Below are 20,660 nucleotides of genomic sequence, written 5' to 3' on the forward strand. Positions count from 1 at the left end.
CGTCAGCCCCGGCTTGCAGCGCCTCCGGCACCAGGTGCCCGTAGACCTGCGCAGTCGTCCGCGTAAAGGCATGCCCGAGCCGGCGCGAGATAGTGAACATCGTTACGCCGTCCTGGATCAGCCAGGACGGCGTGGGACCGCTAGCACATCCCTGAGTTGCTGGCGTCCCTACAGACCACAGATGAGGCCAAGTACACGGTACTTCTTATCAGGCACTTGCCCGGTGGCGGGCATATGCAGTGACTGATTGACTTGGCGATGGATCGACGTTCACGGTCTTCGAGCACCGCCAGGCCAAAGCCGACAACGTGGACTACCGCCTTGGTTTTTGCAGCGCTTTGTGACCGACCACCTAGTCTCACTGGGTGTGTCCCTGAACTCGCCACACGACAAGGAGCCCCGCGGCTGAGGACAGGTTCGCCTCCACGTGGCCGCCTTTACACGTGGTCGGGCAGGTGATCACGCGGTCGGGCCCGGCTCGTAGGAGTGCGCCTTTCGTGGGTGATGACAGTGGCAGCTAGAGCGATGGTAAGGCCAATGACGGTCTCGAGGGCGCGCTGAGTCAGGAGGGTGCCGATCGAGGCTGGCAGCATGAGATCGCCGAGCAGAAGGGCCATCGGGGTGAAGAAGACCAGTCCGAGGCTGTAGTTGCGCCCGGTCGTCAGCTCGGTGCACGCCTGGAGCACGGCGATCACGACGATGGCGGCGTAGCCGCTGGGGTGGGCGGCCAGGACAAGGGCTGCGACGCCGAGGCCGGCGGCGGTGCCGATCACCCGCTGGGCAGCGCGCGTGAGGCGGGCCTGCAGGTCGGGTGCCGACATGGGGACGCATGCCGTGACGAAGGTCCAGTAGGGGTGGCCGATGCCGCTGGTCGCGACGGCGAGGCCGGCGGCGGCGATACCGAGCAGATAGCGGGCGACGTGCCGTCCCACCGGATCGGACGGGCGCAGGCCGCGCCACGACAGCCAATACCGCACCGGGTCGCCGTCGTCGCGGGCGGTGCGACCCGGGAGGGCGAGCAGCAGCGCGAAGACGGCCGCGCCAGCTGCAGCGACGGCGGCTGCGGGCACCGTGCTCAGCGCGATCGGGACTGTGGCCGAGGCTGCGAGGGCGAAGACCGGGTTGAGAGCTCCGGCCGGATGCCATCGCCCCAGCTCGGCTAGCACTACCGCGACGCCGGCCCAGGCGGCCGCGACCGGGACGAGCAACCAGAGCCGGAACGGGACGGTCGCCACTAGGGCGCCGACGACGACGCCGACCACCAGCACCACGCCCGCCTGCGCCTGCATGGCCAGGCGCACCCGTGCCGGCTCGTGTCGGCCGTACAGGGCGGTGAAGGCACCGATCGCCGAATACAGCAGCAGGTCGCTACGACCGCACGCCAAGCAAGCCACCAGCGGCACGAAGATCGCCAGGCCTGCGCGCAGGGCGGTCCAATGGGCGCCGGCATGCGGGCCCAGGTCGAAGACAGCCGCCCACCAGGACCGCGTGGGGGTGGCGTGCGTCATTTTTGACCTTCCGAAGTGGTACAGGAATGAAGTATTGCAAGGTTACTACACGTATGAACTACTATTGTGGTGACCGAGGCGACGGCCACGGGGGCGCGGAGGGGCCGGATGGATCAGGACGCAGACGGCCTGCCCGCTCATGACGACGTCGTGGACCGGATGCAGCGTGAGTGGGCCCGGCTGCGCCCGGACCTGAGCTTCAGCAGCCTCGGGGTGATCCACCGCGTGCTGCGCGCTTCCCGCCTTATCCTCGAAGCCAGGGACGCCTTCCTCGCGGACTACGGGCTCACCCGCGGCGAGCTGGACGTGCTTTCCGCGCTGCGCCGTACGGGCGAACCTCTGAGCCCTACGACGCTGGCCCAGACGCTGCTTGTCCCGCGCTCCGCGATCACCATGCGGCTGAACGCCCTCCAGGCTCGGGGACTGCTGAGCCGAACGGCCAACCCGGCCGACGGCCGCTCGTCCCTGCTCGTCCTCACCGATACTGGCGCCGCGCTCGTGGACGAGGTGATTCCCGCCCAGCTCGCCCTGGAAGATGCCCTACTCGCCGAAGCCCCGGCCTGGGCCGTCGAGGGCCTGGTCGATCCCCTGCGGGCACTGACCTCCGTGTGGGAGCAAGGACGCGGCCACCAAGCCGGGTCCAGCAAGGACCGGCGGAATGGCGCGCTCGACCCCTCCGGATGAGCCGCAACAGCGCGCGCTTCGGGTGAGCATCAGCCGACGCGCTACTGGGTTCCGCGTGGTAGACCACCAACGGCGCGGGTTGCGAAGAGTGATTGTTCAAACGTGGCATCCAGTCCAGGGAGACGGCTGCCATCAGCGGAACGCTCCTTGTAGAGTTGTTGAGCGAAAAAGTATCCATTTGGAAAGCCGGACGGCTGGAATCTCGGGCATGGCGACTCTGGATGATGTGGACGGGGAATTGTTGCGGCTGCTCAAGGAAGATGCTCGCTTCGGTTACCGAGAGCTCGGGCGGCACGTCGGGTTGACCGCCCCCGCGGTCGCTAGCAGAGTGCGCGTCTTGAGCGGCACGGAGTGATAACTGGCTACAGTGCCCGTGTCGATCCCCTTGCTGCTGGATACGCGGTTGAAGCTTCCATTCACATTGAAAGTACCGGCAAGCTGCAGTCCTACGGAATCGCAACCCAGGCTATCGCCGACCCGTATGTACTCGAGAATCATCGGGTGGCGGGCCAGGACGATCACATCTTGCGTGTGGTCGCGGAGACTATCCGGGACTTGGAACCGTTCACCGATTCGCTCCACGATAAGGGCAGCTCTGCGACATCGTTTATCTTCTCGTCGCCCAAGCGCTGGGCTCCGGTCGTTCAGCGGGGGGCCAGGAAGCCAGGGAGCCAGGACAACAGACCCAGCGACTGAGCCCCAGGAGTCGGAACACCGAAGTAGGTTGCCGCCGCCCACAACCGGGGACAATTCTCCGTAGGTTATCCACCGCTACTGCTGCTAGGGAGCTACCCCAACGGCTCTAGATTTCCTGCCGTGGATAACCTGAATTGACCCCAGCCATGGACCGCTTAATGTGACAGCAGGTCCGGGTAGCAGGGGCACGTATCCAAGCTTGGCCAGCATGACGGAAGGCTGGTTATCGGCGTCTTTCAATGGCCGGGGATAGGCCTTAAAGGCCCTCTCAGATCTCCCGATGAGAGCTCCATCAGCCAGCAGGAGCACAAGACAATGCCCACCAGACTGAGGGTATCGTCCGCCGCGGAAGCTTTGGAGCACTCCATACCAGCATGATCGCGGGCACCTGCCACGAATAGGGCGCTCATCATGTAGTAAGTCGCACAGTTCTTCGCCTTAGAACCTAGGCATTCAACCGCAGCCATTCCAGTGGATCTGGCAGCAACACCGCGCGGCTAGTAGAAGCGGGGCAGGCCCAGGACCTGGGTGGCTACGAAGCTCATGATCAGGTTGTTGTTGCCCGGGGCCACCTGGAACATGCGGGTTTTGCGGAACCTGCGTTTGATGTCGTACTCGTCCACAAAGCCGTAGCCGCCGTGGGTGTCAAGGCAGGCGTTGGCGGCGGCCCAGCTGGCTTCGGAGGCGAGGTGCTTGGCCATGTTGGCCTCTGCGCCCCAGGGCCCCGGGGCGCCGGCGTCGAGGGAGCAACTCCCATCCGCTGAGCGTAGACGGCATGCTTTCCGCCACGTGTCGCCAGCTCGGGAGCGAGACTAACTAGAGAAACAAGGAAACTTTGGGTGAGGTCCTCAGGGCGGGGCGTCGACGGGCTTGTGCCCCACACAGTCGGTATCGATCAGGGCTAGCGCTTCTGCGCGAAAGACCGAGACGTGCCACTTCAATTCGTAGTCATTGCTCAGATCCTGGAGCTCCATACGCTCACGGTAATGGAATTAAAAGGGAGATTATCCACAGGCATCCGCGCCAGGCCAAGCGGGAAGGATTGGCCTTGACCTTTGGCAGGACAGAGTTGCGCAGAAAGCTACGGGAACTTACCGAATCTTTATTATCGTCGCCCGGAAACTCCCGGGGAGGCCCGTAAAACGGCCCGCCAGCGCTCAGCTCCCGCGGGGATGTCGAGGAAAGTTAGAACGGCAGCACGCCCCGTGGACTGCTGAACGCTAAGCCTGGCCTTCGGCTATGGTTTACGCACTTCCCTAGTAGTAAGTAGGCTTATTTCTGGACGCGGTGTCCCGCAGTGCGGCCTCGCGTTCTCTATTTGCCAGCCGCTGGGTGTAATCATGCTCCTGGGGAGTGCTGATCCGCAGGACACGGCGCGGTTTGGCTAGCGGCGGAAGGGCGGCCTGCCTCACTTCTCTCCTAAGTCATCCGCGACACCGCGAAGGTCTTGTACCCAGCCGGTGGAGCGGCTTGTACCCGCCACACCAGCTTCAAAGGTGGCAAGCGCCTGCGCTATCAGTTCCAGCGCCTGCGACATATTGGCTTTGACCGCAGCATAGCCTTCATCCGGGCGCGGGTCGGACGAAGCGCTTACCAGCAGCTCCGCGCCGGACCGGATGACCAGCGACGCCTCGTACTCGTTCACACTCATACCCCGGAGCCTTCCTCCAGACGTAGGACGATGCAGAAGTACCCAGCCCTTCGAAGGCGCTGATCAAGCCGCTATCCGCGTTGCTGGCAAAGGCGGAAGTCAGCGTGGCCCTTATGCACAAGACCGAGGGCGCTTGAGAGGATGTGCTCCGTGGCGCCAGCCCGGTCCTTGCCCTGTGTTGCGCCGGAGAACGATGCCCCTGCCGATAGAGGTACCTGCCAGAACGCGTCAAATTCTGTGTCCCTTTCCTTGGAGTCTTGAAGATGATGGCGTGGTCTGCTTACCCGCTGAGGTTCTGCGGTGTGACCCACATTTGGATGCCTTGGGCCATTTGAAACAGTCAGCTGGGGCCATGGCTGTCGGCGGCGATCCGCAGGCTGTTTGAGTCCTCTGCCCAACGTCCTCGAAATCGTTTGCCGCCAGAAGCTCGGTTCGGATGTCCTGCTTTCGTTCCCGTTTGCACGATGTGGTTCATCCTGCGCCCAAGTCTGCACGCGATGACGTTCCGGCCGCGTTCTTCCAACGTGCACGACCGTAGGATCGCAAACGAAGTTGATGTTCAAAGCCTCGGAGAGACAGGAATGGGACGCAAGGCGCAGCCAAGAACAAGCATTGTGCTTGGCTGAGCGCAATTTCGGAACCTCACTTCGGTGTGGGGATCCAGCTAAGAAAACGGTATGTCTTAGATCCTGGAGAACACGGAGAGCAGGAATGGCGCACATGATTACTAATGCCGAGAACGGACGTATTTATCGCGTTACGGGAGAAAGTGCGCATGTCGTTAACGAGAACCTGAACGCGGCGGTCGAATTGGCGCAACAGGATGCTATCGGAGAGGGAAAACATGGCGTCCTCGTCACACGGCATGGGCACGCGTCCTTCACCGTGGCTGTGAGCGGCGATGTCCCCTATGGAATCACCCGGGAATGTGAGCATTGGTGACACATCTCCCGGCAGCAAAGACCCCGCTCAAGTATAAAGCGGCGGTAATTTGACGAAGTCGGATTGGGCAGTGGATTCGGATACCCTCCCCGACTGATGCCGGCCCGGTCGTGCCCCGTGGTTGCCAGGAAGTCGAGCCCGTGAAACCCGGACCTGGGCCGCCGAAAGAGCTTTTTCGGCCCTGGGCCAAGTCGCCACGAAGCCGTGTCAGCGAAGGTCGGAAAGAGGGCCATTTCGCCGCTTCACAACAGCTCACTTTCCGACCGTCACCGACACCACGCTCATCTGCAATGACCGCAAACGAGATGGTTCCCTTTTCACAGTCCCTTTTGCACGGCAATAGGATCAGAGTCAGTTTTCTTTAGTAAAAGGTTGAAATGAGTAAAGGCATGCTTTTTGTGTCGGCGGAGCGGTTTTTTCGCGAGCTGGGGCCTCGTGGGCGGACGGTATTGTTCCAGCTTCCGTTGTCCGTAACCATGTTGCTGGTAACCGTCTTAGTTACCTTCCTACACCCCGAGCTCGAAATGTCCAGCCCGTTCGTGTACAGCTTGACGGTCCATCTGTTTCTTCTCGGAGCCTGCCTTTTCGTACCATGGGAAAAGCTGCCGGGACGGGCAGTGTTTATCATCCCGGTCCTGGACTGCCTGGCCGTGGGACTCACCCGCGGGGCCGCCGATCAATACCTCGCCGTGCTGGGCTACCTCCTCGTCTTTCCGGTGATCTGGCTGTCCGCCACCAAGCACCGCAGCGGAGCCATCACCGCCATTCTTGCGACCCTCCTCAGCGCGGTCCTGCCCCCGATCATCCTGGGCACCGGTTTCACCAAAGCGGACTTTGTCCGAATAGTGCTCCTGCCCGTTATCCTGGCGACCATTGCACTCACCGTCTATGCGGTTTACAACGTACTCTGCCTTCAGCGACGCCTGCTGGGAAAACAGCAAACCGAGGTTCAGGAGCTACTAAGAGCGAGCGAGGAACGAGAACACCTCCTTGGCACGGTCATGGACACGGTCAGCGTCGGCGTCTGCGCTCTCGATGCCCAGGGCCGGACAATACTCACTACCGCTGCACCTGCCGCAGCGCCAGTTCCCGCAGCGCCCGCAACGTCGCTGGCTGAGGCGTCGAAATGGGGCCGCGTTGAAGGTGATGGGCACGTCTTTTTGACCATCGACGGCGCCGAGCACCCCGTGGGCCAGTACCCCGGCGTCAGCAACGACGAGGCCCTGGCCTACTTCGCGCGCAAATATGACGACGTCGTGGCACAAGTGGTGCTGCTTGAACAGCGCGTCAGCTCGAAGGCTCCCAGCACCGACATGCAGAAGACCGTCACCCACCTGCGCGGGCAGCTCGCCGAGCGCAACATGGTGGGTGACCTTCGGTCCGCGGAAGCCCGCCTCGACAAGCTCGCCGCCGAGATCGGCGAACTCGAAAAGACCGAAAAGGCTGAGCACGACGCCGTCCGTGCTTCCGAGCTCGCCGCCCGGGAAGCGATCGTGTCCGAAGCCGAACAGATCTCCGGGCAGGATCCTGCCCAGACGCAGTGGAAGACCTCCAGCGCGCGCATGAACGAACTGTTCGAGACCTGGAAGACTGCGCAGAAGAGTGGAGTCCGCCTGGGCAGGAGCAACGAGGACGCCCTGTGGAAGCGGTTCCGTGCCGCCCGCACCGTCTTCGACCGCCACCGCCGGGCCTACTTCTCGCAGCTGGACAGCAACAACTCGGCTGCCAAAACGGCCAAGGAAAAGCTGATTGCCGAAGCCGAAGCTCTGTCCACCTCCACCGACTGGGGCTTTGCAGCCGGCGAGTACCGCCGCCTGATGGACCAGTGGAAGGCCTCCCCTCGTGCCAGCCGCAAGGACGACGACGCACTTTGGGCCCGGTTCCGCGCCGCCCAGGACGCCTTCTTCACTGCCCGCCAGGCAGCCAACGACGAGATCGACCAGGAATACGCCGCGAACCTCACGGTCAAGGAAGCCCTCCTGGCGGAGGCAAACACTATTCTCCCGGTGAAGGACCTGGCAGCTGCCAAGAAGGCCCTGCAGTCCGTCCGGGACCGTTGGGAAGAAGCCGGCAAGGTTCCGCGCGCCGACATGGGACGCGTCGAAGCCGGGCTGCGGAAGGTGGAGGATGCCGTCCGCCACGCCGAGGAAGAGCAGTGGCAGCGGTCCAACCCGGAGCGGAAGGCACGCACCAACAGCGCCCTTTCGCAACTGGAATCCGCCATTGCCGGGCTCCAGGAAGATCTGGCCAAGGCTGAGAAGACGGGCGACCAGCGCAAGATTAAGGCTGCCCAGGAAGCTTTGGAAGCCCGCCAGGCCTGGCTGGACCAGATCCAGCGCTCGGCCAGCGAACTGTCCTAGGGCATTTCGGCAGACTGATTCCCTGCAGGCCCGGTTCCGGTTATCCACATAACCCGAGCCGGGCCTGTGCCCGTTAAGGACAGCGCGGCAGGATGGGTGAATGGCGATACCAACGGCACCTCCCGCCGGCACCCATGGCACGGATCACTCCCCCGGCGCAGAACCCGTCCTGCGGTTCCCTGAGATGTATGCCCCCGGCATGCCGTTTGCCTTCCCGGAACTTCAATCGCTGGCCGCCGACGGGTTGCTGACACGTTTCCATCAGCACGGTTACGCGCTGCCGGGGACCGCTGCCACGCCGCAGCTACGGGCCCGGGCTGCCGCGGGAGGAGTTCCTCCAGGCGTCCGACGCCGGGTAGTGGCCGGGCGCATGACCGCAGCCTGGATCTACGGCTGCGCCGCTGAGCCGGACCGGCTCGCGCTGCTTGTGGACGCCAAGCGCCGGGTTTCGAGTCTCCGCAACACCAGGGGGTGCACGCTCCACGAGGTAAAGCTTGGGCCGTTCGACGTTGTGAGCCTGGGTGGCCTGATGGTCTCCAGCCCGTTGCGGACCGCCCTTGACGTTGCCCTTCATGTGGACGCGGAACGGGCCATCCCTGCCTTGGAAGGTCTGCTGGCCCGTCCGGAGAACGATGTGCGCCTAAGGTTGCTCGTCCTGGCAATCGAGGCGAGCCCGCGAGTACCCCACAAAAGGGCGGCGCTGGAGAAACTCGCGCGCTTAGCTCCGGCGCTTGTTCCCGGTGGTGCGGTAGACGTCAAAGACGCCGTCGATCCTGCGGACGGCGCTCAGGACGTGGTTGAGGTACTTGGGGTCACCCATCTCGAAGGCGAACTTTGAGATGGCAACCCGGTCACTGGAGGTATGGACGCTGGCGGCCAGGATGTTGACGTGGTTCTCGGACAGCACCCGGGTGACGTCGGACAGCAGCGATTTCCGGTCCAGCGCCTCCACCTGGATCTCCACAAGGAACACACTGGACTGCGTGGGCGCCCAGTCCACATCAACGATCCGGTCCGGCTGGTCCTTCAGGTCCGAAATGTTGGTGCAGTCAGTCCGGTGCACGGATACGCCCGAGCCCCTGGTGACAAAACCGAGGATAGGGTCCGGCGGAACGGGAGTACAGCAGCGGGCCAGCTTCACCCAGACGTCACCGACACCGCGTACCACAACACCGGAATCGGAGAAACGTGCCTTCGTGACCTGGGTGGGGATGCTGACTTCGGTGATGTCGTCGTCGGCGCTTTCGTTGCCGCCAAGGCTCTCGACGAGCTTTTCCATGACCGACTGGGCGGAGGTGTGTCCGTCGCCCACCCCGGCGTACAGGCCGGAGATGTCCACGTACTTGAATTCCTCGGCTACCGCCGCCAGCGCCTCGTGCGTCATCAGGCGCTGGAGCGGCAGGTTCTGCTTCCGCATCGCCCGGGTCAGGAGTTCCTTGCCGCGGTCGATCGCCTCTTCACGGCGTTCCTTACTGAACCACTGCCGGATCTTGTTGCGGGCGCGTGCACTCTTGACGAAGTGCTGCCAGTCCTGGCTTGGCCCGGCTCCTTCAGCCTTGGAGGTGAAGATCTCCACCCAGTCGCCGTGGTTCAGCTCGCTGTTGAGCGGAACCAGCTTCCCGTTGACCCGGGCGCCAATGGTCCGGTGTCCCACTTCCGTGTGCACGGCGTAGGCGAAGTCCACCGGGGTGGACCCGGCAGGCAACGCCATAACCTCGCCCTTGGGGGTGAAGACGAACACCTCGCGGGCATTGATCTCGAAGCGGAGGGAATCGAGGAACTCGCCCGGATCCGAGGTTTCCTGCTGCCAGTCCACCAGGGACCGCAGCCAGCCCATGTCGCCGTCACGGGGGCTGCCGGGGCCCACTGCGGTGCGGTTGGGCTGGTCCTTGTACTTCCAGTGCGCGGCCACGCCGTACTCGGCGCGGCGGTGCATTTCGTGGGTGCGGATCTGGATTTCCACCGGTTTGCCGCCGGGACCGATCACAGTGGTGTGCAGCGACTGGTACATGTTGAACTTGGGCATCGCGATGTAGTCCTTGAACCTGCCGGGCAGCGGGTTCCAGCGCGAATGCATGGTGCCCAGGGCCGCGTAACAGTCACGGACGGAGTCTACGAGGACACGGACACCCATGAGGTCGTTGATGTCGTCGAAGTCCTTGTCGCGGACAATCATCTTTTGGTAGATGGAGTAATAGTGCTTGGGGCGGCCGGTGATGGTCGCCTTGATTTTGGCGGTGCGCAGGTCCTCGGTGATCTGGTCGCGGATGACGCCCAGGCTCTTTTCCCGCTCGGGGGTACGGTCCCCCACCATGCGGACGATCTCTTCATACACCTTCGGGTACAGGGCCGCGAAGGACAGGTCCTCGAGCTCCCATTTGATGGTGTTCATACCAAGCCGGTGCGCCAGCGGGGCAAAGATTTCCAAGGTTTCGCGGGCCTTGCGGGCCGAGGATTCGGCGGAAACGAATCGCCAGGTGCGGGCGTTGTGGAGCCGGTCGGCCAGTTTGATCATCAGAACCCGGATGTCCTTGGCCATGGCCACGACCATTTTGCGGACGGTCTCGGATTGCGCCGCTTCGCCGAAGCTGACCTTATCCAGCTTGGTGACCCCGTCCACCAGCATGGCAACTTCCGGGCCGAAATCCCGTTTCAGATCGGCAAGGGTGTAGGGGGTGTCCTCTACCGTGTCATGCAGGAGGGCCGCTGCCAGGGTGGTGCCGCTCAGCCCCAGTTCGGCAAGGATGGTGGCCACGGCCACCGGGTGGGTGATGTACGGATCACCGCTTTTGCGTTTCTGCCCGCGGTGGCTCTGCTCCGCAACATCGAACGCGCGCTGGATCAGGTCAAAATCCTCTTTGGGATTGTTGGCCCGGACGGTTCGGAGCAGCGGCTCAAGGATGGGTGAGTAGGTTGCGCTGCTGCGGCCCGTGAGGCGGGCAAGCCGTGACCTGGTGCGTTCCCGCCGGCCGGGAAACGTGGGACGGGAACCGGAGTTGTCCACAGGGACCAATGAACCTGCGCGCGCGGAAGTGGCCGCACCGGTCTGCACACCGGGCTGACTCTGATCTCCTTGTGCTGTCGGCACCGACGCAGAACGTTCTTCCAATGAAGCACCCCTCATGACCGTTTAATTACCCCAGTCTATTCCTCAGCCCAGTGAGTTTTATAACCGGCACCAAAACAGCAGCGGCCGGCCAGCGTCAGGAATCTGACGCTGGCCGGCCCGCACCGGAAGGGGCTACGCCTGGGCCGGCTCCGCCGGAGCGGTGGTCCGCTCCGCAGCCGCCCGGCGCTGCTCCACGCGCTTCGCCTGCTTGACGAGGTCAGGCTCGTTCTGGCGCAGCCATGCGTACATCGGAGCGGCGACGAAGATCGTGGCCGCGGTACCGATGAGGATGCCAACGAACAGTGCCAGCGAGAGGTCGCGCAGGGTTCCCGCACCCAGCAGGCCGGCACCGATGAACAGGATGGCGCCGACGGGGAGGATGGCCACCATCATGGTGTTGATCGAGCGAACCAGGGTCTGGTTCACGGCAAGGTTGACTTCCTCCGCGAAGGTACGCCGCGTCGACGCGTCAATCTCTGCCGTGTTCTCGCGGATCTTGTCGAACACCACCACGGTGTCATAGAGGGAGTAGCTCAGGACGGTCAGGAATCCGATGATGGCCGACGGCGTCACTTCGAAGTCGCTGAGCGCGTACACCCCGGCGGTGACGAACATGGTCACCACCATGCCGGCGATGGCGGAGAGCGACATCTTCCAGGTGCGGAAGTACAGCGCCATCAGTACCGCGGCCAACAGCACAAAAATCACCAGGCCGATCAATGCCTGCTTGGTGACGTCCGCACCCCAGGTGGGTCCCACAAACGTGGAAGTCACTTCGTTGTCCGTGACTCCGTACGCGGTGGTCAGCCCCTCCTTGATGCGGAGTGTTTCGTCATCGGTGAGTTTGTCGGTCTGGATCCGCATGGTGGTCCCGGCCACGTTGGCGACGCGGGGCACGCTGCCGGCCACCACATCGGTGACGGCTTCCTCGCCCACGGTGGCGTCCGTGGTCTTTACGTTGGAAACTGTGAACTCGGAGCCGCCGCGGAACTCGATGCCCAGGTTGAATCCGCCCTTGGCCACCGGAATGAGGATGGACAGGGCAACAGCGACAGCCGCGATGATGAACCAGATCTTTTTGGCCCCCACGAAGTTGTAGGAGCGCTTCCCGGTGTAGAGCTCGTTACCGAAAGTCGCGAAGCTTGGCATTACTTGTTCTCCTTCGCTGCAGACTTCGAGGAACCTGCGAGCTGCTCCTGCTTCTGCGCCTGGCGGCGTTCGGCGATGGTCATCCGGCGTTCTGCCTCTGCTGCGGCGCCTGCATTCTTGGCGCGGACAGCGACGGCGGGCCGGTCCTCCGGCGTGCGGAGACGACCTGCGCCACGGTACAGCGGGACGGCACCGAGCCGCTTCGGGTCGAGGCCGGAGAACCGGTGCCCCTCACCAAAGAAGCGCGTACGGGCCAGCAGCTGCAGCGTGGGGTGGGTGAACATAAACACCACGATGAGGTCGGCGATGGCGGTCAGGCCCAGGGTGAAGGCGAAGCCGCGGACGTTGCCGACGGCCACGAAGTACAGGACAAGGGCCGCCAGCAGGTTGACTGCCTTCGAAGCCAGGACGGTCCGCTTGGCCCGCTTCCAGCCGTTTTCGACGGCGGACACCAGGCCGCGCCCCTCACGGAGTTCATCGCGGATGCGCTCGAAGTAGACGATGAACGAATCGGCGGTCTGGCCGATGGCCACGATGATGCCGGCCACACCGGCCAGGGACAGCCGGTAGTTTTCCGTCCAGCCGAGGATGGCGATGGCCAGGTAGGTCAGGATGCCTGCCACCACCAGTGAGGCGATGGTGACGAAGCCAAGGGCCCTGTACTGGAACAGCGAGTAGACCACCACCAGGAGCAGTCCGATCATGCCCGCCAGGAGGCCCATGCGCAGCTGCTCACCGCCCAGGGTGGCGGAAATCTGCTGCTCGCTCTGGATTTCGAAGCTGATCGGCAGTGCGCCGAACCGGAGCTGGTCGGACAACGCTTTGGCGGTCTGTTCGGTGAAGCCGCCGGTGATCTGCGGACGACCGTCGGTAATCACGGCCAGCGAACGCGGAGCGGAAATGACCTGGTCATCGAGGACGATGGCGAACTGTGCCTTGGGGTCGGTGCCCGATTCCCCGCCGGCAGCCACGTAGAACTGGTTCAGGCGCTCGGTGACCTCTTTGAACTTGGCCGTGCCTTCGTCGTCGAACTGGATGTTGACGGCCCACTCGTTCGTGACGGCACCCTGCGCACCCTGCTGGAGCTGGAAGGAGGAAGTCACGATGTTGCTGCCTTTAACCTCCACGGGACCAAGGATGTACTTGATGGCAGGGTTGGTTCCGGACGCAGGCTCGCAGGTGACCAGAGGCTTGGCCGGGTCTGAGCGTTCCTGTTTGTCCTGGGACGGGTTGTCGCAGTCAAGGGCTTCGAACTGGCGGTAGATTTCCGGCGTGATCCAGTTGGTATCGCTGCTGTTGGCAGGTTCGGCCGTCGGCTTGGGCAGCTGGTCCTCGGGTGCCCGCGCTTCTTCCGGGACAGCCGCGCCCGCTCCGTTGAGCAGGACGGGGCGGAAGTTCATGTCAGCGGAGGCCTGGATGAGGTCGCGCGTCTGAGTTGACGGGGTGCCCGGAAGGCTGACCACCACGTTGCGCCCGGACTGGGTGCTGATCTCGGCCTCGGCAACGCCCGAGCCGTCCACGCGCTGGCGGATGATTGCCACAGCCTGGTTGAGCTGTTCCTCGTTGATGTCCGAACCGCCCTCAACCTTGGGCGCCAGGATCATCTGGGTGCCGCCTTCGAGGTCGAGGGCCAGCTTGGGCGCCCAGCTTGCCTTGCCGGCCATGGTGCCGCCGGCCAGGACAGCGGTCAGCGCGACGATGATGACGCCGAGCCAGACCAGGACCCTGAGGCCTGGTTTCTTAAGGCCAGTTCGTGCCATTGTTGATCTTTCTCTTATTCACGGACGAACCGCCGGTGCCTGGTTGATACCGGCGCCGGCGGTGTTCCGCAGCCGTAGAGGTATTGAAAAGGGCTAACGGGGACTAGCTGTCCTTTTTGCCCTCATCATTAAGGCGCTTCAGGGTCTCGTCCGGCGTTTCGTTGGCCTGGGCCGGGGTGCCGGTCTCCTGGGCGCTGACGTCATGTCCGGTGATGGAGGATACATCGTCCGGGACGGCCGGGGCGTCAGCTTCCGGCACCACTGCCGGCTCAACGATCTTGGTCACGGCCTGGCGGTGAACGGTGGCGGTGTTGCCGGGGGAAAGCTCAAGGGTGACCTTGTTCTCGGCTTCGTCGATCTCCACGATCCGGCCGAAGAGGCCGAAGCTGGTCATCACGTCGACGCCGGGGCCGAACTTCGACTGGAGCTCCGCCTGCTGCTGCTGCGTCTTCTTGTTGCGGCGGAACATCATGAAGATGAACACGCCGAGCATGACGAACAGGAGAATTGACATTGGATCCAAGGGGAATTCCGTCCTTTTATGTGCCTAGCTGATTTTCCAGCGACGTCGGCTTCGCTCCGGCCGGGGCAGGACTGTCAGGCAGGCAGAGGCCTGACGGGTTCCTTCCCCAGCGACGCGGGCGGCAGGTGCCGCCCACGAAACAAAGACCCGAACGTGCCGAGCGTCATACCAGTCTAAAGGGAAAAGCTGAAGGGAGCCTGCTAGCGGCTTTGCGGGGCCCAGTCATCGGTGTCGTCCGCGGCGTCGGCGGCAGCGTCGAAAAGGTCCAGCGGCTCCTGCCCGAACACGCCGGACGGGATGGCGTAACCGAGGTGGGTCCACGCCGGCGCCATCGCGATCCGGCCCCGCGGCGTCCGGCCAAGCAGCCCCTCGCGGACCAGGAAGGGCTCGGCCACGGTCTCCACCGTCTCAGTCTCTTCGCCGACAGCAATGGCAAGGGTGGACAGGCCCACGGGGCCGCCGCCGAACTTGGTGATCAACGCCTCCAGGACGGAACGGTCCAGCCGGTCGAGCCCCTTCTTGTCCACCTCATACATGTCCAGGGCTGCCGACGCTGCCCGGGCGTCAATCTGTTCGATGCCGTGCACCAGCGCCCAGTCACGGACGCGCCGCAGCAGCCTGTTGGCGATACGGGGCGTGCCGCGGGAGCGGCCGGCGATCTCGCTGAACCCGGCAGAGTTCACCTTCAGGTCCAGCAGCCCCGCCGAACGCCGGAGGACCAGCTCCAGCTCGGCGACCGAATAGAACTCCAGGTGCCCGGTGAAACCGAAACGGTCGCGCAGCGGCCCCGGCAGCAGGCCCGCACGGGTGGTGGCGCCGACGAGGGTGAACGGCGGAAGTTCGAGCGGAATGGCCGTGGCGCCGGCCCCCTTGCCCACCACGATGTCCACCCGGAAGTCTTCCATGGCCATGTAGAGCATTTCCTCGGCCGGACGGGACATGCGGTGGATTTCGTCCAGGAACAGGACTTCGCCCTCCGACAGGGAAGACAGGATGGCAGCCAGGTCTCCGGCGTGCTGGATGGCAGGGCCGCTGCTGATCCGCAGCGGCGCGTTCATTTCCGACGCCACGATCATGGCCAGCGTTGTTTTACCCAGCCCCGGCGGGCCCGAAAACAGCACATGGTCCGCGCTCCTGCCGCGCATCCGGGAGGCCTGAAGCACCAGCGAGAGCTGCTTCCGCACCCGGTGCTGCCCCACAAAGTCGTCGAGGTTCTTGGGCCGGAGGGCGGCCTCGATGGCCCGCTCTTCCGGCTCCTCCCCCGCGGCCACCAGCGAAGGTTCAGCCACGGCTGCCTACCCGGTTCCCGGCCCGCGCCCCGTCCTGGCCCAGCCAGCGCAGGGTGGTGCGCAGGATCTCCGGGACGTTGCCGCGGAAGGACACCTCGGGATCGTCGGCCAGTGCCTTGTCGATGCTGGAAGAGGCGTCCTTTTCCGACCAGCCCAGGCTTGTCAGAGCGGCCACCACCTGGGGTTTCCAGGCAGCTTCCGCGGCGGTGGGTGCACTGGCGGCACCGGCTGTGCCGTGCGGCACCAGCTTTCCGGCGAGCTCCAGGACGATCCGGCCGGCCACCTTGGGACCAATGCCGGGTACTTTCGTGAACGTTTTGCTGTCCCCGGTGTGTGCCGCCACGCGGATGGCCTCCGGATCGTGGACGGCAAGAACAGCCAGCGCCAGCCGGGGGCCAACCCCGCTGACACTGAGCAGGACGTCGAAAACCTCCCGCTCGTCGTCGGACGCGAAGCCGAAGAGGGTGAGGGAATCCTCCCGGACAATCAGGGACGTGAAGAGCTGGCCCTCCTCCCCCGTGCGGAGCTTGCTGAGCGTCCGGGGGGTGGCATTGACACTCATTCCCGCGCCGTTGAGGTCTATCACGGCCGTGGACAGGCCTACATGGGCTACGGTTCCGCGAAGGAAACTGATCAAGGCCTGGCTCCTGGTGTACCGCCGGGCTGCCATCTGGGAAGAGGGCAGGACCGGCTATCCGAACATATCTACGAATAGCCTAGCAAGCGGCCAGGACATTCAGCGGGCACGCCGCACCTTGGCTTCGGCTTCTGCCCACGCCCGCTGGGCCGGTGTCAGCGAAGAACTGCCGGGCCCGGTGGTGGCAACGGCCGCACCGCTGCCTGCACGCCAGGCGTGGGTGATGGCAAGGGCAAGCGCGTCGGCGGCATCGGCCGGGCGCGGCGGGGCATCGAGCCGGAGGATCTTGGTGACGAGTTTGGTGACGGCTTCCTTGTTGGAGGAGCCGCTGCCGGTCACGGCCGCTTTCACTTCCGACGGCGTATGCAATGCCACCGGGATGCCGCGGCGGGCTGCGGCGGCAATCACCACACCGGACGCCTGAGCCACCCCCATCACCGTGCTGACGTTGAGCTGGGAAAAGACGCGTTCGACGGCGAGGACCTGGGGTTCGTAACGGTCCAGCCATTCGTCGATGGCCAGGGCAATGACGAGGAGGCGCTGGTCCAGCGTCTCCTCGGGCGAGGTGCCCACCACCCCCACGGCCACCATGGTGGCCCGTCTGTTCCGTTCGACGTCCACCACGCCGATCCCGCAACGGGTCAGCCCCGGGTCAACGCCCAGTACGCGCAGCGTCACGGGATTGAGGGTTCAGCAGGCACCGCGGGACGTCACTCGGATTCCAGGGCAGCCTGGACTTCGTCGCTGAGGTCGGCGTTGCTGTAGACGTTCTGGACGTCGTCGAGGTCCTCGAGGGCATCGGCCAGCTTGAGAAACTTGCGGGCGCCATCGACGTCGAGCTCCACCTGCATGGAGGGGACGAACTCCACCTCGTCGGTGTCGTACTCGATGCCGGCCTCGTTGAGGGCCTCACGGATGGCCTGCAGGTCGCCGGGCTCGGAGTGGATTTCGAAGGTCTCGCCGTTGTCCTTGACCTCTTCGGCGCCGGCGTCCAGGACCGCCATAAGGACGTCGTCCTCGCTGAGCCCGTTCTTGGGCAGGTTGACAACACCCTTGCGGGCGAAAAGGTAGCTCACGGAGCCGGGATCGGCGATGGTGCCGCCGTTGCGCGAAATGGCCAGGCGCACTTCCGAGGCTGCACGGTTCTTGTTGTCCGTGAGGCACTCGATCAACAGCGCGGAGCCCTGCGGGCCGCGGGCTTCGTACATGATCTCGGTGTAGTCCACCACTTCGCCGGTGAGGCCGGCGCCGCGCTTGATGGCGCGGTCGATGTTGTCGTTGGGTACCGAGGTTTTCTTCGCCTTGGTCACGGCGAGTTCCAGGCCGGGGTTGCCGGCGAGGTCCGGTCCACCCATCCGGGCGGCAACTTCGATGTTCTTGATCAGCTTGGCGAACGACTTTGCGCGGCGGCTGTCAATGATCGCCTTCTTGTGCTTGGTCGTCGCCCATTTGGAGTGGCCTGACATGCTTTACGCTTCTCCTCTGATCATGCGGATAAAAAGTTCGTGTACGCGTTTCTCCCCAGTCACTTCGGGATGGAAGGAGGTGGCCAGCAGGTGGCCTGAACGCACTGCAACAATTCTAGCCGTCCCGGGCAGTTGGACGGCGTGGGACGCGTGTTCCGGATCAGCCGGCTCCACCTGCGCGAGGATTTCCACGTCCGGTCCTACGCGCTCCACCCAGGGTCCGCGGATGAAGACGGCGTGGACCGGGGCGACCCCGGCTTCGGTGGTGCTGAAGTCCAGCCCCTTGAAATCCAGGTCGGTTTCGAAGGACTCGCGCTGCCGGCCGAAGGCGTTGCGTCGCACCGTGATGTCCAGCCCGCCGAAGGTCTGCTGCGGCGCTCCGGCGAGGTCCTTGGCGGGATCGGCGATCTCGTCAGCCAGCAGGATCATTCCGGCGCAGGAACCGTAAACCGGCAGACCGCCGGCGATGCGCTCCTTGAGAGGCTCTGCGAGGCCAAAGGCGCGTGCCAGCTTATCGATGGCCGTTGATTCACCGCCGGGAATTACCAGCCCGTCCAGGCCATCAAGTTCCTCTGTCCGGCGGACACCCACGCCCTCCGCCCCGGTTGCCTCCATGGCCCGGAGGTGCTCGCGGAAGTCACCTTGTAGCGCCAGCACGCCGATCCGCAGTCCGGAACCGGGGCGCGCTGAAGCAGCTGAAAGGGAATTTGTCATCCATCCAGCATACGGGGCCAGCGCTTTCCACCCGCCCCAGGCACCTCCCGGACGGCAGCTGTATGCCCTTGCTGGGATATATTCGAACCATGTTCTACTTCAGTGTTCCGCTCGGCAAGCTGGTCCGCCGGGCCTCCCGCCTCCGGGGCGGCGGGTCTGCTTTTCCGGGGCTGGTGGTCGAAAAAATCGATCCCGGCTTCATGCGGCGGACACTCAGCAGCCTCCCCCACGGTGTGGCGGTGGTCAGCGGCACCAACGGGAAAACCACCACCACCAAGATGGTGGTGGAACTGCTCGAGAGCCAGGGGCTGAAGGTTTTCACCAACCGCACGGGCAGCAATTTCACCCGCGGGGTGGCGGCTGCCCTGCTCGGCGAGGTGGACTGGCGCGGCCGGCTGGATGCCGACGTCGCCGTCCTGGAGCTCGACGAAGCCCACGCCGTGCATTTCGTCAACAGTGTGCCCCCGCGCTACTGCCTCCTCCTGAACGTCCTCCGCGACCAGCTGGACCGGTTCGGCGAGATCGACAAGACCGCGCAGCTTCTCCAGCACATTGCAGCGAAAACCACGGGAACCGTGGTCCTGAACCGCGAGGATCCCAGGGTCGCCCGGATCGCGGATACCCTCACCGGGCAGGACGTCGCGTACTTTGGCCTGGACGATTCGCTGCTGGACACCTTCCCCAACGACGACGACATGCGCGCCGCTCCCGGAAGTCCCGCCCCGGCGGGCCTGCCGGAGAAGCCCGCTGCCGACGTCGTGCTCCGCAAAGTAGGCGCGGACAGTGCGGATTTTGAGTACGACGGCGGCACTGTCACCACCGGCATGAAACTGCGGGGCGTGTACAACATCTTCAACGCCGCGGCGGCCTTGACGCTTGCCCGCAGCATCTGCGGTGGCGGCGCCGCCACCGCAGACCATGCAACGCTGCTGGAGGCACTTTCGCAGGTGGAGCCGGCGTTTGGCCGCGGCGAGAGCCTCACCGTGGACGGGCAGCCGTTGGACCTGGTCCTGGTGAAGAACCCGAGCGGCTTCCGGCTCGGATTGAAGTCCTTTCCCGCCGGCGGCTACGCCACCATGATCGCCATCAATGACAACTACGCGGACGGCCGGGACATGTCCTGGCTGTGGGACGTGGAATTCGATTCCCTGCGCGAAGGCGGAGTGGACCAGGTCACCGGGTCGCGCGCCTACGACATGGCGCTGCGGCTGCAATACGACGAGGTCCCGGTCGGTGGTGTGGAAACCGAGATCGCTCCTGCCCTGGCTGCCTTCATCAGGGAAGCCCAAGGCAAGCCGAAGCGCATATTTTGCACGTACACCGCCATGCTGGCAATCCGCCGCGAACTGTCCAAAATCACCACCGTGGAGGTTGTCTCTTGAGCCAGGCAGGCGCGAATCCCGCAGGGGAAAGCCCGGAGAGCAAAGGCACCCTCCGGGTAGTGCAGCTGTATCCGCGGGACATGAACATCTACGGTGACTGGGGCAATGCCCTGGTCCTGCAGCAGCGGCTGCACTGGCACGGCTACACCCCCGAACTGCTCGAATACAACGTGGGCGACCCCTTCCCCGAGGACGTGGACATCATCGTGGGCGGCGGCGGGCAGGACAGCGGACAGCTGGTCATCCAGGACGACCTGCAGGCCCGCGCGGCAACACTGAAGGACCTCGCCGAGGACGGCGCCCCGATGCTGGTCATCTGCGGGCTGTACCAGCTATTCGGACATTTCTTCAAGACGCGCACCGGAGCGGTCATCCCCGGCATCGGCGTCCTGGACGTGGAAACCCATGGCACCGACGAACGCCTGATCGGCAACGTCAAGGTTGCCACGTCCGAGTTCGGCGAAGTCCTTGGCTACGAGAACCACAGCGGCCAGACCACGCTCGGCAGCGGAGTGCGGCCCCTGGGCACCGTCCCCAAGGGCACCGGCAACAACAGCAGCGACGGCCATGAGGGCGCCCGCTACCGCAATATTGTGGCGAGCTACCTGCACGGATCCCTGTTGCCGAAGAACCCCGCCATTGCGGACTTCCTGATTCGGACGGCCGCCGAGCGGAAGTTCGGGACTTTCGAGCCGGGCCAGCCGGATGACCGGTTCGCCCAGCTGGCCCGGGAGCACGCGGCACGCCGTCCACGCTGATTCCGCCTGGTGTGCACGGCCGACGGCGGCAC

The 20,660-nt window shown here is 64.4% G+C and carries 19 protein-coding genes and 1 pseudogene; 8 read left to right on the top strand and 12 right to left on the bottom strand.

What is annotated here, in order from left to right:
• Nucleotides 1–437: 437 nt before the first annotated feature.
• Nucleotides 438–1,508, bottom strand: coding sequence for an FUSC family protein (locus BACI348_RS11530; RefSeq protein WP_159825955.1), 1,071 nt, complete (start codon nucleotides 1,506–1,508; stop codon nucleotides 438–440).
• A gap of 108 nt (nucleotides 1,509–1,616) precedes the next feature.
• On the opposite strand from BACI348_RS11530, the gene BACI348_RS11535 reads away from it, so the two are divergent.
• The 3 genes from BACI348_RS11535 to BACI348_RS21110 all read left to right on the top strand — a co-directional run bounded on the left by BACI348_RS11535 (nucleotide 1,617) and on the right by BACI348_RS21110 (nucleotide 2,888).
• Nucleotides 1,617–2,192: a MarR family winged helix-turn-helix transcriptional regulator gene (locus tag BACI348_RS11535; RefSeq protein WP_159825956.1), complete on the top strand. Its 576-nt coding sequence runs from the start codon at nucleotides 1,617–1,619 to the stop codon at nucleotides 2,190–2,192.
• A gap of 208 nt (nucleotides 2,193–2,400) precedes the next feature.
• Entirely contained in the window at nucleotides 2,401–2,547 is a 147-nt protein-coding gene (locus BACI348_RS21105) for an Lrp/AsnC family transcriptional regulator (RefSeq protein ID WP_159825957.1), read from the top strand.
• Nucleotides 2,544–2,888: an Lrp/AsnC family transcriptional regulator gene (locus BACI348_RS21110; protein ID WP_159825958.1), complete on the top strand. Its 345-nt coding sequence runs from the start codon at nucleotides 2,544–2,546 to the stop codon at nucleotides 2,886–2,888. The genes BACI348_RS21105 and BACI348_RS21110 overlap by 4 nt, the downstream gene beginning before the upstream one ends.
• A gap of 497 nt (nucleotides 2,889–3,385) precedes the next feature.
• Here the strand turns inward: BACI348_RS21110 and BACI348_RS11550 are convergent.
• Nucleotides 3,386–3,622 (bottom strand): annotated as a pseudogene (locus BACI348_RS11550) (acyl-CoA dehydrogenase family protein); the annotation flags it as partial.
• 674 nt (nucleotides 3,623–4,296) lie between these two features.
• Complete coding sequence (locus BACI348_RS11555) at nucleotides 4,297–4,539, bottom strand: hypothetical protein (RefSeq protein WP_159825961.1); 243 nt, start codon at nucleotides 4,537–4,539, stop codon at nucleotides 4,297–4,299.
• A gap of 711 nt (nucleotides 4,540–5,250) precedes the next feature.
• Here BACI348_RS11555 and BACI348_RS11560 point away from each other — a divergent pair.
• The 3 genes from BACI348_RS11560 to BACI348_RS11570 all read left to right on the top strand — a co-directional run bounded on the left by BACI348_RS11560 (nucleotide 5,251) and on the right by BACI348_RS11570 (nucleotide 8,679).
• On the top strand, nucleotides 5,251–5,481 hold the full coding sequence (locus BACI348_RS11560; protein WP_159825963.1) for a hypothetical protein: 231 nt from the start codon (nucleotides 5,251–5,253) through the stop codon (nucleotides 5,479–5,481).
• A 617-nt stretch (nucleotides 5,482–6,098) separates the two neighbouring features.
• Nucleotides 6,099–7,841 (top strand): DUF349 domain-containing protein, encoded by a 1,743-nt coding sequence (locus BACI348_RS11565; protein ID WP_236557533.1) that lies wholly within the window; start codon nucleotides 6,099–6,101, stop codon nucleotides 7,839–7,841.
• Nucleotides 7,842–7,941: 100 nt separating this feature from the next.
• On the top strand, nucleotides 7,942–8,679 hold the full coding sequence (locus BACI348_RS11570; protein WP_159825965.1) for a type IV toxin-antitoxin system AbiEi family antitoxin: 738 nt from the start codon (nucleotides 7,942–7,944) through the stop codon (nucleotides 8,677–8,679).
• Here the strand turns inward: BACI348_RS11570 and BACI348_RS11575 are convergent.
• The 9 genes from BACI348_RS11575 to pdxT form a co-directional block, all read right to left on the bottom strand.
• Nucleotides 8,560–10,950 (bottom strand): RelA/SpoT family protein, encoded by a 2,391-nt coding sequence (locus BACI348_RS11575; protein ID WP_159825967.1) that lies wholly within the window; start codon nucleotides 10,948–10,950, stop codon nucleotides 8,560–8,562. The two genes, BACI348_RS11570 and BACI348_RS11575, sit on opposite strands and share 120 nt — an antisense overlap.
• A 132-nt stretch (nucleotides 10,951–11,082) precedes the next feature.
• Nucleotides 11,083–12,099 carry a protein translocase subunit SecF gene (gene secF / locus BACI348_RS11580; protein WP_159825969.1) on the bottom strand — a complete coding sequence of 339 codons (1,017 nt, stop codon included), beginning with the start codon at nucleotides 12,097–12,099 and terminating at the stop codon, nucleotides 11,083–11,085.
• Nucleotides 12,099–13,859, bottom strand: a complete 1,761-nt coding sequence (gene secD / locus BACI348_RS11585) for a protein translocase subunit SecD (protein WP_159825971.1) — start codon at nucleotides 13,857–13,859, stop codon at nucleotides 12,099–12,101. Before secD ends, secF begins: the two co-directional genes overlap by 1 nt.
• 103 nt (nucleotides 13,860–13,962) lie before the next feature.
• The gene (gene yajC / locus BACI348_RS11590; RefSeq protein WP_159825973.1) at nucleotides 13,963–14,373 is read right to left on the bottom strand and encodes a preprotein translocase subunit YajC; all 411 of its coding nucleotides are present in this window, start codon (nucleotides 14,371–14,373) and stop codon (nucleotides 13,963–13,965) included.
• 209 nt (nucleotides 14,374–14,582) lie between these two features.
• Nucleotides 14,583–15,671, bottom strand: a complete 1,089-nt coding sequence (gene ruvB / locus BACI348_RS11595; protein WP_159825975.1) for a Holliday junction branch migration DNA helicase RuvB — start codon at nucleotides 15,669–15,671, stop codon at nucleotides 14,583–14,585.
• Complete coding sequence (ruvA, locus tag BACI348_RS11600) at nucleotides 15,664–16,308, bottom strand: Holliday junction branch migration protein RuvA (protein WP_159825977.1); 645 nt, start codon at nucleotides 16,306–16,308, stop codon at nucleotides 15,664–15,666. Before ruvA ends, ruvB begins: the two co-directional genes overlap by 8 nt.
• 99 nt (nucleotides 16,309–16,407) lie before the next feature.
• Nucleotides 16,408–16,986, bottom strand: coding sequence for a crossover junction endodeoxyribonuclease RuvC (ruvC, locus tag BACI348_RS11605; RefSeq protein ID WP_159825979.1), 579 nt, complete (start codon nucleotides 16,984–16,986; stop codon nucleotides 16,408–16,410).
• Nucleotides 16,987–17,018: 32 nt separating this feature from the next.
• On the bottom strand, nucleotides 17,019–17,774 hold the full coding sequence (locus BACI348_RS11610) for a YebC/PmpR family DNA-binding transcriptional regulator (RefSeq protein ID WP_159825981.1): 756 nt from the start codon (nucleotides 17,772–17,774) through the stop codon (nucleotides 17,019–17,021).
• A gap of 3 nt (nucleotides 17,775–17,777) precedes the next feature.
• Nucleotides 17,778–18,488, bottom strand: a complete 711-nt coding sequence (gene pdxT, locus BACI348_RS11615) for a pyridoxal 5'-phosphate synthase glutaminase subunit PdxT (protein ID WP_159825983.1) — start codon at nucleotides 18,486–18,488, stop codon at nucleotides 17,778–17,780.
• A gap of 89 nt (nucleotides 18,489–18,577) precedes the next feature.
• On the opposite strand from pdxT, the gene BACI348_RS11620 reads away from it, so the two are divergent.
• Both BACI348_RS11620 and BACI348_RS11625 read left to right on the top strand, forming a co-directional pair.
• Complete coding sequence (locus BACI348_RS11620; protein WP_201298413.1) at nucleotides 18,578–19,870, top strand: Mur ligase family protein; 1,293 nt, start codon at nucleotides 18,578–18,580, stop codon at nucleotides 19,868–19,870.
• Nucleotides 19,867–20,628, top strand: coding sequence for a type 1 glutamine amidotransferase (locus BACI348_RS11625; RefSeq protein ID WP_159825987.1), 762 nt, complete (start codon nucleotides 19,867–19,869; stop codon nucleotides 20,626–20,628). Before BACI348_RS11620 ends, BACI348_RS11625 begins: the two co-directional genes overlap by 4 nt.
• Nucleotides 20,629–20,660: the final 32 nt, after the last annotated feature.

Source organism: Arthrobacter sp. 9AX (assembly GCF_902506095.1).
Lineage (GTDB): Bacteria > Actinomycetota > Actinomycetes > Actinomycetales > Micrococcaceae > Arthrobacter.

Coding starts and splice junctions, on each gene's coding strand:
- BACI348_RS11530 (WP_159825955.1), bottom strand. CDS start 1,508: ATGACGCACGCCACCCCCACGCGGTCCTGGTGGGCGGCTGTCTTCGAC.
- BACI348_RS11535 (WP_159825956.1), top strand. CDS start 1,617: ATGGATCAGGACGCAGACGGCCTGCCCGCTCATGACGACGTCGTGGAC.
- BACI348_RS21105 (WP_159825957.1), top strand. CDS start 2,401: ATGGCGACTCTGGATGATGTGGACGGGGAATTGTTGCGGCTGCTCAAG.
- BACI348_RS11555 (WP_159825961.1), bottom strand. CDS start 4,539: ATGAGTGTGAACGAGTACGAGGCGTCGCTGGTCATCCGGTCCGGCGCG.
- BACI348_RS11560 (WP_159825963.1), top strand. CDS start 5,251: ATGGCGCACATGATTACTAATGCCGAGAACGGACGTATTTATCGCGTT.
- BACI348_RS11570 (WP_159825965.1), top strand. CDS start 7,942: ATGGCGATACCAACGGCACCTCCCGCCGGCACCCATGGCACGGATCAC.
- secF (WP_159825969.1), bottom strand. CDS start 12,099: ATGCCAAGCTTCGCGACTTTCGGTAACGAGCTCTACACCGGGAAGCGC.
- secD (WP_159825971.1), bottom strand. CDS start 13,859: ATGGCACGAACTGGCCTTAAGAAACCAGGCCTCAGGGTCCTGGTCTGG.
- yajC (WP_159825973.1), bottom strand. CDS start 14,373: ATGTCAATTCTCCTGTTCGTCATGCTCGGCGTGTTCATCTTCATGATG.
- BACI348_RS11610 (WP_159825981.1), bottom strand. CDS start 17,774: ATGTCAGGCCACTCCAAATGGGCGACGACCAAGCACAAGAAGGCGATC.
- pdxT (WP_159825983.1), bottom strand. CDS start 18,488: ATGACAAATTCCCTTTCAGCTGCTTCAGCGCGCCCCGGTTCCGGACTG.
- BACI348_RS11620 (WP_201298413.1), top strand. CDS start 18,578: ATGTTCTACTTCAGTGTTCCGCTCGGCAAGCTGGTCCGCCGGGCCTCC.